Below are 16654 nucleotides of genomic sequence, written 5' to 3'. Positions count from 1 at the left end.
CGAGGCAGACGCGGGCTAGGGTCCTCCACACATCCGATGTCACGGAAGTCTGGTGCCCAGTGAGCTCTCCGCGCGTCACCGACGTCCGCGCCGTCGACGTCCGCTTCCCCACCTCCCGCGAGCTCGACGGTTCGGACGCGATGAACCCGGACCCGGACTACTCGGCCGCGTACGTCGTGATCACCACCGACGCCGGCGACGGGCACGAGGGCCACGGGTTCGCGTTCACGATCGGCCGGGGCAACGAGGTGCAGACCACCGCCATCACCTCGGTAGCGGCGCGGCTCGTCGGGCGCCCGGTGCCGGAGTTGCTGGCGAACCTGGGGCCGCTGTGGATCGAGCTCGTCCACGACTCGCAGCTTCGCTGGCTGGGCCCGGAGAAGGGCGTCATCCACATGGCGATCTCCGCCGTGGTCAACGCCCTGTGGGACCTGCGGGCCAAACGGGCCGGGCTGCCGCTGTGGAAGCTGCTCGCCGACCTCTCGCCCGAGGAGCTCGTCGAGCTCGTCGACTTCCGCTACCTCACCGACGCGCTCACCCGCGACGAGGCCCTCGACATCCTGCGCAAGGCCGAGCCGGGCCGCGCGGAGCGGGAGAGGCGCCTGCGGGCCGAGGGCTACCCCGCCTACACGACCAGCGCGGGCTGGCTCGGCTACGACGACGAGAAGCTGGCGCGGCTGTGCCGGGAGGCCGTGGCCGACGGGTTCGGCCAGATCAAGCTGAAGGTCGGTGCCGACCTCGACGACGACCGGCGCCGCCTGCGCATCGCGCGCGACACCGTGGGCCCGGACATCCGCATCGCGATCGACGCCAACCAGCGCTGGGACGTCGCGGACGCCATCGACTGGGTGCGGGCGCTGGCGCAGTACGAACCGTGGTGGGTGGAGGAGCCGACGAGCCCCGACGACGTGCTGGGGCTGGCCGCGATCGCCGAGGGCATCGCCCCGATCCGGGTCGCCGCCGGTGAGCACGTCGCCAACCGCGTGGTGTTCAAACAGCTGCTGCAGACCGGCGCGCTGTCGTACCTGCAGATCGACGCCGCGCGCGTCGGCGGGGTGAACGAGAACATCGCGATCCTGCTGCTGGCCGCGAAGTTCGGCGTGCCGGTGTGCCCGCACGCCGGTGGGGTGGGGCTCTGCGAGCTGGTGCAGCACCTCTCGATGCTCGACGTCGTGGCGATCTCCGGGTCGTGGGACGACCGGGTGATCGAGTACGTCGACCACCTGCACGAGCACTTCGTCACCCCCGTCGACGTGCACGCGGGCCGCTACTGGCCGCCCACGGCGCCCGGCGGCGGCGGCGAGATGCACGCCTCCACCCTGACCGCCTTCCGCTTCCCCGACGGTGCCGTCTGGAAGGAGACCCCATGAGCGAGTTCGACGGGCTGGTCGCCGTGGTCACGGGGGGCGGGTCGGGCATCGGCCTGGCCACCGCCCGCCTGCTGGCCGACCGCGGCGCGCGCGTGGCGTGCCTGGACCTCGACCCCTCGGGCGTGCCGGAGCCGCTGCTCGCGCTCACCGCCGACGTCACCGACGACGCGTCGGTGGACGCCGCCGTCGCGGGTGTCGTCGAACGGCTCGGCGGCATCGACGTCCTGGTCAACAACGCCGGCATCGGCGCGCAGGGCACCGTCGAGACCAACCCGCTCGACGAGTGGCGGCGCGTGCTGGACGTCAACGTGCTGGGCATCGTGCGGCTCAGCCGCGCCGCGCTGCCGCACCTGCGCCGTTCGTCGCACCCGGCCATCGTCAACACGTGCTCGATCGCGGCCACCGCCGGCCTGCCGCAGCGGGCGCTCTACTGCGCGTCCAAGGGCGCCGTGCAGTCGCTCACCCTGGCGATGGCCGCCGACCACGTGGCCGAGGGCATCCGCGTGAACTGCGTGAACCCCGGCACCGCCGACACCCCGTGGGTGGGGCGGCTGCTGGACTCGGCCACCGACCCGGAGGCCGAGCGGGCCGCGCTGAACGCCCGCCAGCCGATGGGCCGGCTCGTCACCGCCGACGAGGTGGCCGCGGCGATCGCCTACCTGGCGAGCCCGCTCGCGTCGTCCACCACCGGAGCGGCGCTGGCGGTCGACGGCGGCATGCAGGGCCTACGGGTGCGTCCGCGCTCCTAGAGGTCCCTGGTCGAGGAGCGCACTGCGCAACCACTGCTCCACCCCGGCCACGTGCACGGTGGCCCACGAGCGGGCGACCTCGGGCTGGCGGGCGGCGATGGCGTCGCAGATGGCCTCGTGCTGCTCGATCGTGCGGGCCACCGCGCCCTCCTGCGTGAGGCCGCGCCAGATCCGCGCGCGGGTGGTGGGGCCCGAGAGGCCGTCGATCAGCGAGCACAGCACCGAGTTGCCGCTGCCGGCCGCGATGCGCCGGTGGAACTCCAGGTCGTTGGCCACCAGCGCCTCGGCGTCGGGGTCGGGGCCCAGCGCCGCCAGCACCTCGCGCAGCCCGACGATCTCCTCGTCGCTCATGGCGAGTGCCGCCATCGCGGTGGCCGCGGGCTCCAGGATGCGGCGCACCTCGAGGAACTCCAGCACGGTGTCGTCGCGGTGGAAGTCGACGACGAAGCTCATGGCGTCGAGGAGCAGGTCGGGGTCGAGGCTGGTGACGTAGGTGCCGTCGCCCTGCCGCACGTCGAGCACGCGGATCAGCGACAACGCCTTGACCGCCTCGCGCAGCGAGTTGCGCGACAGGCCCAGCCGCACGGCGAGGTCGGCCTCGCGCGGTAGCCGCGCCCCGGGGCCCAGCTCACCGGAGACGATCATCGCCTTGATCTTCTCGATGGCGTCGTCGGTGACCGGCATCCGCCCATCCTTCCCCATGTCCTCCGAGCGGCCGCGGCTCAGAGCTCGATGCGGGAACCCATGACGACGGTGCGGTCGACCGGCAGGTGGAAGTAGGCGGCCGGGGAGGCGGCGTTGTGCGACAGCCCGATGAACAGCCGCTTGCGCCAGGAGTGCATGCCCGGCCGCCTGCTGCGCTCGATCGTGATGCGGGACAGGAAGAACGACGCCCCGGCGGGGTCCAGGTCGAGGTCGGGGGACAGGCCGCGGGCCTGGCGCAGCACGGCGGGCAGGTCCTGGTCGTCCTGGAACCCGAAGCGGGCGCACAGGTGCACGATGCCGTCGTGGACGTGACCGAGCTCGTCGACGGTGAGCCGCTCGTCGGGTGGCACGTGCGGCACGTTCTCCGACTCCACGGAGATGATCACGACGCGCTCGTGCAGCACGTGGTTGAACTCCACGTTGGCGCGCAGGGCCAGCGGCGCGGTGCGGTTGGTGGGGTGCGGGAAGACGGCGAGCCCCGGCACCCGGGTGATGCCCTTGCCGTGCATCGTGTCCACGAATTCCGGCAGCGGGCCCTCCAGCTCGGTGCGCCGCGCGGTGACGATCCGCCGCCCCCGTTGCCAGGTGGTCATGACGGTGACGACGATCGCGGCGATCAGCAACGGCAGCCATCCGCCGTGGGCGATCTTGGTGAGGTTGGCGCCCAGGTAGAGCAGCTCGACGCCGCCGAAGACCACCGCCACCCCCACGAGCTTCCAGCGCTCCCAGTGCCACGCCGTGGCCGCGTACATGAGGAACAGGGTGGTGGTGAGCAGCAGCGTGCCCGTCACCGCGAGCCCGTAGGCGGTGGCGAGGCTCGCCGACGACCGGAAGGTCACGATGAGCACCAGCACGCCGCCGAACAGCAGCCAGTTCACCGCGGGCACGTAGATCTGGCCGCTCTCCTGCGTGGAGGTCTGGCGCACGGTCAGGTGGGGCAGGAAGCCCAACCGCACGGCCTGCCGGGACACCGAGAACGCGCCGGAGATCACCGCCTGGGACGCGATGACCGTGGCGAACGTGGCCAGCACGACGAGCGGCAGCCGCGCCCAGTCCGGCGCGAGCAGGTAGAACGGGTTGACGATCGCCTTCGGGTCGTCCAGGACCAGCGCGGCCTGGCCCAGATAGTTGAGGATCAGCGCCGGGAACACCACGGCGAACCAGGACAGGCGGATCGGGCGCCTGCCGAAGTGGCCCATGTCGGCGTAGAGCGCCTCGGCGCCGGTGATCACCAGCACGACCGCGCCCATCGCGACGAACGCCGTGAAGGGGTGGTCGGCCACGAACGAGACGATGTAGGTGGGGGAGAGGCCCCGCAGCACGCCCGGGTGGCCGATGATGTGCGGGATCCCGAGCACGGCGAGCGTCACGAACCAGATCACCATGACCGGCCCGAACAGCCGCCCCACGCGGTGGGTGCCGAACCGCTGGGCGGTGAACAGCAGCGCGAGGATCGCGATGCCGATCGGCAGGATGGCGTCGGCGAGCCCGGGATCGGCCACCTCCAGGCCCTCCACGGCCGAGAGCACCGAGATCGCCGGGGTGATCAGGGAGTCGCCGTAGAACAGCGACGCGCCGAGCACCCCCAGCGCCAGGGCCAGCCCGGCCCGGCGCGCGTGCGAGCCCGTCACCCCGCGGACCAGCGCCGCGAGCGCCATGATGCCGCCCTCGCCGTCGTTGTCGGCGCGCAGGATGAAGGTGACGTACTTGAGGGTGACGACGAGCGTGACCGACCAGAAGATCAGCGACACGACGCCGTAGATGTCGTCGGGCGTGGGCTTCACCGCGCCGTCGTCGATCGAGAACACGGTCTGCACGGCGTAGAGCGGGCTGGTGCCGATGTCGCCGAACACGATGCCGAGCGCGCCGAGGGCGAGCCCGTAGAGCCCGCCGCTGTGGGCGGCGGGATGGTCGGGGTTCCCCCCGTTCGCGCGGGGTGTGGGGAGCGGGGCCACCGGGGCGTCGGTCACGCGCCCAGTGTGCCCCGCTCACCCCGCCTCGATCCCCCCGGTGGCGGCGTACCGCACCGAGGCCGTGACGATCTCGGTCACGGTCTCCAGCTCGTCCTCGTCGCGGGGGCCCGGCACCAGCACCATCCCGGGGCTCAGCCGCACCCCGGCCAGCGGATGCGGCAGCGCCCAGCCCTTCGCGAGCGCGTCGTAGGCCAGCGCGTCGGGCAGCGCGACGTGCAGGCTCCCGTCCGGGGCGGGGTGCAGGTGGGCGACCTCGCCGAGGGCCGGCAGCAGGTAGGCGGTGTCCGGGCCCCTGGCGGCCGCGCGGTCGAGCAGCAGGGCCCGGGTGCCCTCGACGCCCACCGTGGTCGGGCCCGTCGCGACCCCGTCGAGGGCGGCGAGCCGCTCCCACAGCCGTTCCTGCAGCTCCGCGGGCCCGTTCTGCGACGTCTGGTGCTGCGGGATACCGGACGTCGTGTCGGGGACCGGGCCCGTGCGGCGGGGGAGCGGCCGGCCGTTCCAGTCCGGCTCCGTCCCGTCGGGCAGCGGGTTCTCGCCGTGCGCGCGCAGGTGGTCGAGCCGGTCGGCCAGCCAGGTGCCCAGGTCGCCGACGACCTTCCCGGCCAGCTGGTCGCCGCCGGGCACGCGCTCGGCCCACAGCGGGGCGCCGCTGTCGTGGGCCAGCCAGTCCCACGTGCGGGCGAGCAGCTCGGGCGGGGTGCGGGGATCGTCCTCGGCGTGGGCGAGGAACACCGGCATCCCGGCGAGCGGGGCGGGACCCGCGGTGCCCGCCGGCGGGAGCGCGCCGTAGAGCAGCGCGGCCCCGGAGAACCGGTGCGGCGCGTCGAGCATCAGGGCGCCCGCCACCGTGACGCCGTCGCGGAACGCCAGGAGCAGCACGGGCCGGTCCGGGTCGCCCTCGGTGTCGAGCCACTCGAGCAGCCACGCGGCGGACTCCGGCAGGTCACCCGGCTCCAGGAACCACGAGTACCCGGTGCCGTGCTCGAACGGCGCCCGCACGGAGACGTAGGCGACCGGCCCGTGCGGCAGCCACGGTGAGATCTCGATCATCGAGTGCTCGCTGGTGCCGTTGCCGTGCAGGGCGACGACCAGCGGCACCGCCGGGTGCTCGCTGCCCCAGCGCGCCACCATCGGCATGCCGTCGGCGTCGGTGGACCAGCCCTCGCGCGACGCCATCGCCAGATCGTGGTCCCCGGTGGACGACGGTGGCGGTGCCGTCTCAGTTCGAGACGCGCCACGGCCTGGCAGGCTGCGGGCATGCGCAGCTCCCCTGTGACCCGGGCCGTGGCCGTGTGCGCGCTGCTGGGTGCGGCCGCCTGCTCGTCCCCGGCGCCCGCCCCGGCCCCGGTCCCGGTGCCCACCCGCGCCTCGGCCGCGCCCGTGGCGCCGGGGGCGTCGGACTGCCCGACCACCGCGGCCGCCCGCCTGGGCTGGGGTGCGCCGACCCGCTCGTCGGACTTCACCGGCACGGCCCTCCCGTCCGACTGGCACCCCTACGGCCCCGAGCCGGGCCACCAGCGCTCCGGGCTGCGCACGCCGGCCGCGATCACGGTGAAGGACGGGGTCGTCACCATCGCCGGCACCGCCGACGGCACGACGGGTGCGATGAGCTGGCATCCCGGCCAGCGCTACGGGCGGTGGGAGGCCTGCGTGCGGGCGGACGCGGGCGATCTGCACCCGGTCCTGCTGCTCTGGCCGGGAGCGGAGGACTGGCCCGTCGGCGGCGAGGTCGACTGGATGGAGATCTCCGACCCCACCCGTCAGGAGACCGGGTTCTTCCTGCACTTCGGGGAGGACAACGGGCAGGAGGCCGCGTCCGTCACCCGCGACGCCACGCGGTGGACGGCCTGGGCGCTGGAGTGGACGCCCGAGAAGATGACGGCCTTCGTGAACGGGGAGGAGTGGTACTCCACCACCGAGACCAGCCACTTCCCGCCCCGGCCGATGAACATGACGATGCAGCTCGACTGGTTCGGCGCCGCCGACACCCCCACCGCGATGCAGATGGACTGGGCCCGCCAGTGGGCGCTGCCCGAGAGCGAGCCCGCCACGCTGTCGCTGGCCCCGGGGGACCCGGCCACCGGTCAGCCGGAGCTGTTCCCGGACCGCACCCCGCGTCCGGTGGGCGGCTGATCGGCCACCCACGGCGTCCGGCGAGCACCGCAGGAGCGACGGAGACCAACAGCGTGGACGTACGCCGACGGGACGCCGCCACCAGCAGCAGCACCCCGACCGCGGCCGCCGTCGCACCGGTGCCGGCGACGTCGACGGCCAGCACCCGCACGTCGTCGGAGGTCGGGACGCCCACCCACCCCACGACGGACGCCGGGACGAGGCCCAGCCGGCGCCGGGCCAGCTCCGCGGCCAGGCCGACGGTGGCCACGGCGCACACCGGGGACAGCGACCGCACCACGATCTCGGAACGTCCGAACAGCAGCACGACGTGCAGCAGCAGGTCGTAGCAGCCGTGGACGACGTCGATCCGGCCGAGCGCCGTCAGGAGGGCGGGCAGCGGCCGGGACGCGATCTCCACGCTCGCGATCTCGTCGCGCCACAGCGGCAGCCGCCCGAGCGCGTGGCCCTGCACGAGCACCGCGACCGCGCAGACCAGCACGAGCCGGCCGCGCCCCGACCTCGTGACGGTCGGGGGCGCGGCGAGCATCCGTCCATCTTCCGCGTCCTGCCCGGGAACGGGCTGTGCTCAGCTCCGGGCGCGCCGGCAGGGCCGAGCCACCCGCCGCCGTCGCCGAGGCCGCGACCACGCAGGCGCGGGCCGGTCGGTGCGGTGCGGCGGGACACCGCGTGAGGGGTCAGACCGAGCCGAGGAACATGACGGCCATGAGTCCGCACATCACGACGTGCGCGCCGACCACGATCCGGGTGCCGGTGGCCAGGGCGGGAGCCGCCACCGCCACCGTTCCCCCACCGGACGCGGTGGGAGCCGCAGGCCGGAGCCGGCCGGCGAGGATCCACGCGTACCAGACGAAGTAGCCCGTCAGCCCGAGCGCGACGGCCGAGAGCCACGGCGACCCGCCGCCTCCGCCCATCGTCATGGTGTGGCCCGCGTGCGCGGGATCGACCACCGTCGTGTCCGTCGGCGCGTGGCCCATCGGGACCAGGTACATGAGCACCATGGCGGCCGGTCCGACGACGAGGTGGGTCGACTCGGTGAGCCCCACCCGGCCGGTGCGCAGCAACGCCGCCGCGAACCAGGCCGCGACCACCACGAAGACGAGCGCCCCGGCGACGGGCGGCACCGGGTCGCCCCACGGCGAGAACATCCCCGCCATCCCCAGCCCCATCAGCGCATGGGCGAGGCACCCGGGGCGCTGCGCGGGGCGCCGGGCCGCGGCCAGCAGGAAGACCGCGCCCGCGCCGAGGCCGATCCCGGCGAGCAGAGCGTTCACCCAGGTGGAACCCATGTGGATCACTCCGATGCGTCGCGGGCGGCGGCTCCGTCAACTGTAGGCAGACGCAACGGCGTTATCCATACGGCCACGGGGTACCGGTTTCAGGTGAGCGCGGCCCGGCAGGAGTTGAGGTGGTGGCGCAGTGCGGCGCGCTCCCCGGCGTCGAGGCCGGCGACCATGCGGGCCTCCAGGGCGGCGACGTCGTCGGCCACCTCGGCGAGCCGGGCCCGTCCGGCGGGGGTGAGGCCGATCAGTCGTCGCCGCCCGTGTGCGGGATCGGTGCTCCGGGTGACGAGCTCCCGGCGTTCCAGGGCGGCGACGATGTCCGACATCGCCTGCGGCGTGACGAACGAGGTGCGGGCCAGTTCGGCGGTGGTGCGACCCTCGCGTCGCTCCAGCACGGTCAGGGCCGTGTAGGTCGAGGTGGTCAACCCGTGCGGGCGCAGCAGCTCGTCGAGGTGGGCGCGCACCGCGAGCTCGACCTGCTTGACGGCGTAGAGCAGCGAGGGCACAGTGGGCATGAGTGACAGGTTTCCTGTTATCGATTCCCGCGTCAATGGTGCGACAGGAGTGTGGAGCATGGCACCAGGTCCCGACGGCCTCGGCAGCTGGCCCGCCCGCCGGGCCCGGATCGCCTCCGACCGTCCGGCGCTCGTCGGCCCACGCGGCCCGGTGTCCTACGGTGAGCTGGCGCAGCGCGTCGACCGGCTCGCGGGTGCCCTGGCCGCGGCGGGTGTCGGTCCCGGCGACCGCGTCGCGCAGCTGGGCGTCAACAGCGTCGAGGTGCTGGAGACGTTCTTCGCGGTGTGGCGCCTCGGCGCGATCGCGATGCCGCTCAACCACCGCCTGGCCGGCCCCGAGATCCGCTTCATGCTCGACGACGCGGGCGCCACGTTCCTCGTGGCCGGCCCGGACGCCGTGGCGCCCTTCGGCGGCGCGCGGCTGGAGGTCGGGCCCGACTACGAGAGCGCGATCGCGTCGAGCCCGGGCCTGGGCGAGCCGCCCGTCGTCGGCCTCGACGATCCCGCGCTGCTGCTCTACACCTCCGGCACCACCGGCCGTCCCAAGGGCGCGCTGCTCACCCACGGCAACCTGACCTGGAACACCGTCAACCAGCTCGCGCACGTCGACGTGCTGTCCACCGACCGGGCCCTGTGCATCGCACCGCTGTTCCACTGCGTCGGGATCGGGCAGATCACGCTGCCCACGCTGTTCAAGGGCGGAAGCGTCGAGCCCGTGCCGAAGGTCGACCCCGGTGCGATCCTGCACCGCATCGGCGAGGCCGGCATCACCAGCTTCTCCGGCGTGCCGACGATGCTGCAGATGATGTGCGAGCACCCCTCGTTCGCGGGCGCCGACCTGTCGTCGCTGCGCGTCGTCCAGTACGGCGGATCGCCGGTGCCCGCGCGGGTGGCGCAGGCGTGGATGGACCGCGGCGTCACGCTGCAGCAGGGGTTCGGGATGACCGAGGCGTCGCCCGGGGTCCTCATGGCCACCCGGGAGGGATCGCCGGACCACCCGGTCTCGGTGGGCGTGCCGCACTTCTACACCGACGTGGCCATGATCGACGGCGACGAGCGCGTGCCGCTGCACGCCGGGCCCGCCGAGGTGGCCGTGCGCGGGCCCAATGTGTTCGCCGGCTACTGGGGGCGCACCGAGCCCGCGCTCGACGACGGCTGGTTCCGCACCGGCGACGTCCTGACCGTCGCCGAGGACGGCTGGGCCACGGTCGTCGACCGGGTCAAGGACATGTACATCTCCGGCGGCGAGAACGTCTATCCGGCCGAGGTCGAGGCCGTCCTGATGCGGCTGCCCGAGGTGGCGGGCGCCGCCGTGGTCGGGGTGCCCGACGAGAAATGGGGCGAGGCCGGCATCGGCTTCGTCCAGCCCGCCGACGGCGCCCGTCTCGACCTCGACGCCCTGCACGCACACCTGCAGGAACACCTGGCCCGCTACAAGGTGCCGCGGCGGCTGGTGGTCACCGACCAGCTGCCCCGCACCGCGACGGGCAAGATCGCCAAACCCGCGCTGCGGGCCATCGCCGAGGAGCAGAGATGACCCTGCCGGAGACCGTCGACGTCGAGGAGCGCGGGGAGGTCGCCGTCGTGCGGCTCAACCGCGCGGCCAAGCGCAACGCCCTCGACGACGCCACCGTCCTCGGGCTGGAGGAGGTCTTCACCTCCCCGCCCGCCGGGGCCCGCGCGATCGTCCTCGACGCCGTGGGGGACCACTTCTCAGCGGGGCTGGACCTCGGCGAGCTCGCCGAGCGCGACGCCTTCGAGGGCATGGCGCACTCCCGGATGTGGCACCGCGTGTTCGAGCGGATCGAGCGCGGCGACCTGCCCGTCGTCGCGGTGCTCAAGGGCGCCGTCGTCGGGGGCGGGCTCGAGCTGGCCTGCGCCGCACACATCCGGGTGGCCGAGCCGAGCACGTTCTACGCCCTGCCCGAGGGCCAGCGCGGCCTGTTCGTCGGCGGCGGGGCGTCGGTGCGGGTGCCGAAGCTGATCGGCGTGCACCGGATGGCCGACATGATGCTGACGGGCCGCGTGCTCGACGCCGACGAGGGCGCGGCGCTGGGCCTGTCGCAGTACCGGGTGGAGGCGGGCGAGGGGCTGGCCCGCGCGCTGGGCCTGGCCGAGAAGATCGCCGCCAACTCGCCCGTCACGAACTTCGCCGTGCTGCAGGCGCTGCCCCGCATCGCGGCGGCCGATCCCGACCAGGGCTACCTCCTGGAGTCGCTGATGGCGGCGGTGGCGTCGAGCAGCGGGGAGGCCAAGGAACGGATGAAGGCGTTCATGGAGGGCCGGGGGGCCAAGGTGGCGACGTCGTGACGATCATCGACCGCTTCGCCGAGCGGGCCGGGTACGCCGACTACGCGTCGTTGCACCGCTGGTCGGTCACCGATCTCGACGGCTTCTGGTCGTCCGTCGCGGAGTTCTTCGACGTCCGGTTCACCACGCCTCCCACCGCGGTGCTGGGCCGGCGCGAGATGCCCGGAGCCGAGTGGTTCCCGGGTGCCACGCTGAACTACGCCGAGCACGCGCTGCGGGGCACCGGGGTCGCCGCCGACGACATCGCGGTCGTCGCCTACTCCCAGACGCGGCCGACCTCGGAGCTCACCTGGGCGCAGCTGCGCGACCAGGTCGCCCGGGCCCGGGACGGGCTGGTCCGGCTGGGGGTGGGCCGTGGCGACCGGGTGGTGGCGTACGCGCCCAACATCCCCGAGACCCTCGTGGCGTTCCTGGCGGCGGCGAGCCTCGGCGCGGTGTGGGCGAGCTGCGCGCCGGAGTTCGGGGCCCGCAGCGTGGTGGACCGCTTCGCCCAGATCGAGCCGGCCGTGCTGCTCACGGTGCCCGGCTACACCTACGGGGCCAAGCCCGTCGACCGCCGCGCCGAGGTGGCGGCCCTGCGCGCGGGCCTGCCCACGCTGCGGCACGTGGTGGCGATCGGGCACGGCGACGGCGCGATCCCGGACGCCGTGACCTGGGACGACCTGCTCGCCACAGGCTCTGCACACACCGGCGCTACAGCCCCGGTTTTCGATCCGGTTCCCTTCGACCACCCTCTGTACGTGCTGTTCTCCTCCGGCACCACCGGCCGGCCGAAGGCGATCGTGCACGGCCACGGCGGCATCCTGCTGGAACACCTGAAGAACCACGCGCTGTCGTGGGACCTCGGTCCCGGCGACCGGATCCTGTGGTTCTCCACCACGGCCTGGATGATGTGGAACGCACTGGTCTCCGGCCTGCTCGCGGGCGCGTCGGTGGTGCTGATCGACGGCAACCCGCTGCACCCCGACCTCGGCTGGCAGTGGCGGATCGCCGCCGAGACCCGGGCCACGATCATGGGTGCGTCGCCCGGCTTCCTCATGGCGTGCCGCGAGCAGGACGTCGCGCCGGGCGAGCTGCCGGCGCTGCGCCAGCTCGGTGCGGCCGGCAGCCCGCTGCCGCCGGAGGGCTTCCGCTGGGTGGCCGAGCAGTTCGGCGAGCGCGTGCTGCTCAACGTCGGCAGCGGCGGCACCGACGTGTGCACCGGCATCGTGCAGGGCAGCCCGTGGCAGCCGGTGGTGGTCGGCGAGATCTCCGGGCCCGCGCTCGGCGTGGCCGCGGAGGCGTTCGACCCCGACGGCAAACCGGTCGTCGGGGAGCTGGGGGAGCTGGTGATCACCGCCCCGATGCCGTCGATGCCCGTCGGGTTCTGGGGCGACCCGGACGGCACCCGCTACCGCGACACCTACTTCGACGTCTACCCCGGCGTCTGGCGCCACGGCGATTGGGTGCGCTTCTCCGAGTCCGGCAGCTGCGTGATCGCCGGGCGCTCGGACGCCACGCTCAACCGCGGTGGTGTGCGGCTGGGCACCGCGGAGTTCTACGCGGTGGTGGAGGAGCTGCCCGAGGTGGCCGACAGCCTGGTGGTGCACCTGGAGGACCCGGCGGGCGGCAACGGTGAGCTGCTGCTGTTCGTCCAGCTCACCGGCGGGGTGGTGCTCGACGACGCGCTGCGCGAGCGGATCGGCGGTGAGCTGCGCTCCGCCCTGAGCCCACGGCACGTGCCCGACCGGATCGAGGCGGTCCCGGCGGTGCCCCGCAACCGCACCGGCAAGAAGCTGGAGCTGCCGGCCAAGAAGATCCTGCTCGGCGCGGCGCCGGACGACGTGGCGAGCCGCGACGTCCTCGCGGATGCCACGTCCCTGGACGCCTTCGTGGGCTTCGCCCGATGAGGGTCGCGGTGGTGGGTACCGGCGTCATCGGCACCAGCTGGGCCGCCCACTTCCTCGCCCACGGCCTCGATGTCGTGGCCACAGACCCGGCCCCCGACGCCGAGGAGCGGCTGCGCGCCGGGGTCGCCGCGATCGGTCCGGGCTCCCTCGACCGGCTCACCTTCACCGGTGATCCGGGCGAGGCGGTGGCCTCCGCCGACTTCGTGCAGGAGAACGGACCCGAGCGCGAGGACGTCAAGCACACGCTGTTCGCCGTGCTCGACGAGGCCGCCCGCCCCGACGTGGTGCTGGCCAGCAGTTCGTCGGGGATGCTGCCCAGCGTCATCGCGAAGGGCTGCGCCCACCATCCCGAGCGCCTGGTGGTCGGGCACCCGTTCAACCCGCCGCACGTCATCCCGCTCGTGGAGGTCGTGCCGGGCGAGCGCACCTCGGACGCCGCCGTCGAGGCGGCGATGGCCTTCTACACGTCGGTGGGCAGGAAGCCGATCCGGCTGCGCCGGGAGCTGCCCGGGCACATCGCCAACCGGCTGCAGGCCGCGCTCTGGCAGGAGGCGTACTCGCTGGTGGAACGTGGTGTCGCGAGTGTGGCCGACATCGACACGGCCATCGCGCAGGGCCCGGGACTGCGCTGGGCACTTCTCGGCCCGTTCGTTAACCAGCACCTCTCCGGCGGCCCCGGCGGCATCGCCCACATCCTCGAGCACCTCGGCCCGCCCACCGAGGCCTGGTGGCGCGACCTGGGCCGGGTGCACATGACCCCCGAGCTGGAACAGAAGATCATCGCCGGGGTCGACGAGGAGCTGGCCGGTGTCGACCCGGCCGACCTCGCCGGCCGCCGCGACGCCGTCCTGCGCACGCTGCTGGCGGCCAAGACCGAAGGAGACCTGCCGTGATCGATCCCTCCACAGTGGACGCCATCGACGTCCACGTCCACGTCGAGCAGGACGGCCACGGCTGCTTCTCGCTGGACCAGGAGCTCAACGACGCCTCGGCGGCCTACTTCAAGGCCGACGCCAACCGCACGCCCACGGTCGCCGACATCGCCGCCCACTACCGGGAGCGCCGGATGGCCGCGGTGGTCTTCACCGTCGACTCCACCTCGGGCACCGGGCACCCGGCCCTGTCGAGCGAGGAGATCGCCGACACCGCCGCCGAGTACGCCGACGTGCTCATCCCGTTCGGCTCGGTGGACCCGCACGGGGGCAAGGCCGCGGTCCGGCGCATCCACAGCCTCGTGAACGACCACGGCGTGCGCGGGTTCAAGTTCCACCCCAGCCTGCAGGCCTTCGAGCCCAACTCGGTGGCGTTCTACCCGCTGTACGCGGCCATCGAGGAGCTCGGCGTGCCCGCGCTGTTCCACACCGGCCAGACGGGCATCGGCGCCGGGCTGCCCGGTGGGCGCGGCATCAAGCTGCGCTACTCCGACCCGATGCTCATCGACGACGTCGCCGCCGACTTCCCGCAGCTGACGATCGTGCTCGCCCACCCGTCGGTGCCGTGGCAGGACTCCGCGATCTCCATGGCCACCCACAAGGCCAACGTCTACATCGACCTCTCCGGCTGGTCGCCGACGTACTTCCCGCCGCAACTGGTGCGCGCCGCGAACGGCCTGCTCAAGCGCAAGGTGCTGTTCGGCTCCGACTTCCCGGTGCTGCAGCCCGACCGCTGGCTGGCGGACTTCGCGAAGCTGGAGATCAAGGATGAGGTCCGCCCCCTGATCCTCAAGGAGAACGCGGTGAGGATGCTCGGACTGGGATAGCACTCTGATCATGACCTGCCGGACGACCCAGAGCTCGGCACGGGCGCGGGGGTCGTCGAGCGAATGGCCCGTGAGTTCTTCGATCCGGCGTAATCGGCGGCGGACGGTGTTGCGGTGCGCCCCGATGGCCGCCGCCACCAGCGTGAGCTGGCCGTGGCAGGCGTGGAACTGCTCGAGTGTGGCGTGCAGGTCGTCGTGTCCCGGGTCGGCCAGCGGACCCAGTACCTCACGGGCGAACGCCTCTCCGGCGGCCGGCTCTCGGCGGCGCCGAGGGCATCTGCCCCGCGCACGCGCTGCACAGGGAAGCGGCCCTCGTGCGAGACCGGTCCGGTCGCGGCGGCGCGCAGACCGAGCAGCGCGACGGCCGAGTCCGCGGCGCCGGCGAGAAACAGAGCCCAGGCACCCGCCCGGATCTCCCGCGCCGCGGCCTGGGCGTCGGCCCGCCGCTCGGCGTCCAGGGACAGCAGCGCGACCGCGGTGGCCACGGCGCCGTGGTGCGCCGCGTCCCACGGGTGGGGGCCCGTCACCAGCAGGTAGCCGCGCGGGGAACCGGCCAGCCCCAGCGGCTGGACGAGCGTGCTCCCCTCCGGCCCCGACGCGCTGTGCGACCCGCGCAGCCCGGCCCGGCGAAACCGCGCGAACACCTCCGGATCGAGCCCGGCCCCGTCCGGCCCGCAGACCCGTGCCGACCCGTGCCGACCCGTCGACGATCGCGCCGAGGGTGCGCAGGATCGCCGCGGGCCCGTCCGGGGCCACCGCGGCCCGGGTGAGGCGGCGCTGCAGCGCGACCGCTGTCCTTGATGGGCGCGACGCGCTCAGCGGGCAGGGGTGCGCCCGTAGGTGATGGCGTGCATGGGGGTGAGGGTGACCGAGCCGAGGTCGGTGAAGCCGTGGCGGGTCAGGAGGTCGTCGTAGGCGGCGCGTGGGAGGAGTTGGTCGTCGATCTGCGCCTCGAAGAACTGGATCCCGCACATGATTCGGCCGGGTGCGGTGCGCAGCGCGGCGTCGGTGTTCGGGAAGGGAAAGTCGGAGATTACGAACCAACCGCCGGGCTCTAGCCCAGCGCGCACGTTGTCGGCAACCCGGTCGATGTCGCGGCATTCGTGCATCGAAATGTTGTTGATCACGACGGTGGCGGATTCGTCGAGCGCCAGGTCCTCCAGCGGGCTGTGCACCAGGGTCACCCGGTCCCCGAGACCGGTCTCGGTGATGCGGACCCGGGCCTGCTCCAGCGAGTGCACGTCACCGTCGACGCCGACCACCGAGCAGTCGGGGTAGGCGGTGGCGAGGCGGATCAGGCCGGTGCCCGCGCCGCAGGCTGTGTCGACGACCCGGCACCCGGCGTCCAGTCGGTCCGCCAAGCCGGGGATCTGGGCGAGGCCGCCCGGCACGAGGCGGGTGTAGAACGGGGCCCCGGTGCTGGAGACCCCGGTGATCCACTCGGGGGTGGTGTCGTCCCACCACATCCGTGCACCGGTGGCCAGGCTGGTCTCGAAGCGGTCGAACATCTCCGGGGCCTCGAAAACCAGGAACACCCCGCCGAGATAGGCCGGGGAGGCGGTGTCGAGCAGGAGCGTGGCCAGGTGCGGGGCGAGCCGGTACCGGCAGGGCTGGGCATCGTCGCGGTCGAGGACACCGGTTGCCAGCGCGGCGCGACACCACACCGAGACGTAGAAGTGGTCGAGCCCGAGCGCAGCGGCGAGCTCGTCCGGGTCGGCCCCGGGCCGGTCGGCGAGCGCCTGAACCAGCCCGCAGCGCAGTCCTATGGCGACGGTGCGATGGCCTACGTATCCGGCGATCTGGCCCAACAGCACCGATGCCTGCTCGGACATGGCCGGGGTCGCAGTGGCGTCGGGGGTGGTGCTGTCGGGGGTGGCGGTCGCGGTCATCGGACTCTCCCGTCGGTGGTCGGCACCAGCTCACGATCCGGTGCCGCTATCCGAGTGCCCCAGTCCCGGATCTGTACCG

Annotated in this window: 14 protein-coding genes and 1 pseudogene; 8 read left to right on the top strand and 7 right to left on the bottom strand. The window is 73.5% G+C overall.

The features are described from left to right. The first annotated feature begins 59 nt into the window (after positions 1-59). Both BGP03_RS17945 and BGP03_RS17940 read left to right on the top strand, forming a co-directional pair. On the top strand, positions 60-1370 hold the full coding sequence (locus tag BGP03_RS17945; protein ID WP_296371860.1) for an enolase C-terminal domain-like protein: 1311 nt from the start codon (positions 60-62) through the stop codon (positions 1368-1370). Next, positions 1367-2119 (top strand): SDR family oxidoreductase, encoded by a 753-nt coding sequence (locus BGP03_RS17940; RefSeq protein ID WP_296371858.1) that lies wholly within the window; start codon positions 1367-1369, stop codon positions 2117-2119. Before BGP03_RS17945 ends, BGP03_RS17940 begins: the two co-directional genes overlap by 4 nt. On the opposite strand, the gene BGP03_RS17935 is transcribed toward BGP03_RS17940, so the two are convergent. The 3 genes from BGP03_RS17935 to BGP03_RS17925 are packed head-to-tail and all read right to left on the bottom strand — an operon-like array spanning position 2096 to position 5973. Further along, a complete protein-coding gene (locus BGP03_RS17935) occupies positions 2096-2803 on the bottom strand; it encodes a FadR/GntR family transcriptional regulator (RefSeq protein WP_298795304.1) in 708 nt (235 codons plus the stop codon). The genes BGP03_RS17940 and BGP03_RS17935 overlap by 24 nt on opposite strands. A gap of 38 nt (positions 2804-2841) precedes the next feature. After that, on the bottom strand, positions 2842-4794 hold the full coding sequence (locus BGP03_RS17930) for a potassium transporter Kup (RefSeq protein WP_298795305.1): 1953 nt from the start codon (positions 4792-4794) through the stop codon (positions 2842-2844). 18 nt (positions 4795-4812) lie between these two features. Then, on the bottom strand, positions 4813-5973 hold the full coding sequence (locus BGP03_RS17925; protein ID WP_298795306.1) for a luciferase family protein: 1161 nt from the start codon (positions 5971-5973) through the stop codon (positions 4813-4815). A gap of 81 nt (positions 5974-6054) precedes the next feature. Here BGP03_RS17925 and BGP03_RS17920 point away from each other — a divergent pair, with 81 nt between their 5' ends. Beyond that, positions 6055-6930: a glycoside hydrolase family 16 protein gene (locus BGP03_RS17920; protein ID WP_298795307.1), complete on the top strand. Its 876-nt coding sequence runs from the start codon at positions 6055-6057 to the stop codon at positions 6928-6930. Between the two features lie 677 nt (positions 6931-7607). Here BGP03_RS17920 and BGP03_RS17915 read toward each other — a convergent pair. Both BGP03_RS17915 and BGP03_RS17910 read right to left on the bottom strand, forming a co-directional pair. Next, positions 7608-8219 (bottom strand): DUF5134 domain-containing protein, encoded by a 612-nt coding sequence (locus BGP03_RS17915; protein WP_296370094.1) that lies wholly within the window; start codon positions 8217-8219, stop codon positions 7608-7610. Between the two features lie 89 nt (positions 8220-8308). Then, a complete protein-coding gene (locus BGP03_RS17910; protein ID WP_296370092.1) occupies positions 8309-8728 on the bottom strand; it encodes a MarR family transcriptional regulator in 420 nt (139 codons plus the stop codon). Between the two features lie 58 nt (positions 8729-8786). Between BGP03_RS17910 and BGP03_RS17905 the strand changes: the two genes are divergently transcribed. The 5 genes from BGP03_RS17905 to couO are packed head-to-tail and all read left to right on the top strand — an operon-like array spanning position 8787 to position 14686. After that, entirely contained in the window at positions 8787-10265 is a 1479-nt protein-coding gene (locus BGP03_RS17905; RefSeq protein WP_296370090.1) for a long-chain fatty acid--CoA ligase, read from the top strand. Then, complete coding sequence (locus BGP03_RS17900; RefSeq protein WP_296370088.1) at positions 10262-11038, top strand: crotonase/enoyl-CoA hydratase family protein; 777 nt, start codon at positions 10262-10264, stop codon at positions 11036-11038. The genes BGP03_RS17905 and BGP03_RS17900 overlap by 4 nt, the downstream gene beginning before the upstream one ends. After that, positions 11035-12927, top strand: a complete 1893-nt coding sequence (locus BGP03_RS17895) for an acetoacetate--CoA ligase (protein WP_298795308.1) — start codon at positions 11035-11037, stop codon at positions 12925-12927. Before BGP03_RS17900 ends, BGP03_RS17895 begins: the two co-directional genes overlap by 4 nt. Further along, entirely contained in the window at positions 12924-13820 is an 897-nt protein-coding gene (locus BGP03_RS17890) for a 3-hydroxyacyl-CoA dehydrogenase NAD-binding domain-containing protein (RefSeq protein ID WP_298795309.1), read from the top strand. Before BGP03_RS17895 ends, BGP03_RS17890 begins: the two co-directional genes overlap by 4 nt. Then, a complete protein-coding gene (gene couO, locus BGP03_RS17885) occupies positions 13820-14686 on the top strand; it encodes a 4-hydroxyphenyl-beta-ketoacyl-CoA hydrolase (RefSeq protein WP_296370115.1) in 867 nt (288 codons plus the stop codon). The genes BGP03_RS17890 and couO overlap by 1 nt, the downstream gene beginning before the upstream one ends. An 84-nt stretch (positions 14687-14770) precedes the next feature. Here the strand turns inward: couO and BGP03_RS17880 are convergent. Further along, positions 14771-14824 (bottom strand): annotated as a pseudogene (locus BGP03_RS17880) (hypothetical protein); the annotation flags it as partial. A 677-nt stretch (positions 14825-15501) separates the two neighbouring features. Next, the gene (locus BGP03_RS17875; protein WP_298795310.1) at positions 15502-16575 is read right to left on the bottom strand and encodes a class I SAM-dependent methyltransferase; all 1074 of its coding nucleotides are present in this window, start codon (positions 16573-16575) and stop codon (positions 15502-15504) included. Positions 16576-16654 lie beyond the last annotated feature (79 nt).

Source organism: Pseudonocardia sp. 73-21, from assembly GCF_001899645.1.
Taxonomy (GTDB): Bacteria; Actinomycetota; Actinomycetes; order Mycobacteriales; family Pseudonocardiaceae; genus Pseudonocardia.
The sequence above is the reverse complement of the archived record's forward strand: the minus strand, read 5'-3'. Positions and strand labels throughout refer to the sequence as shown.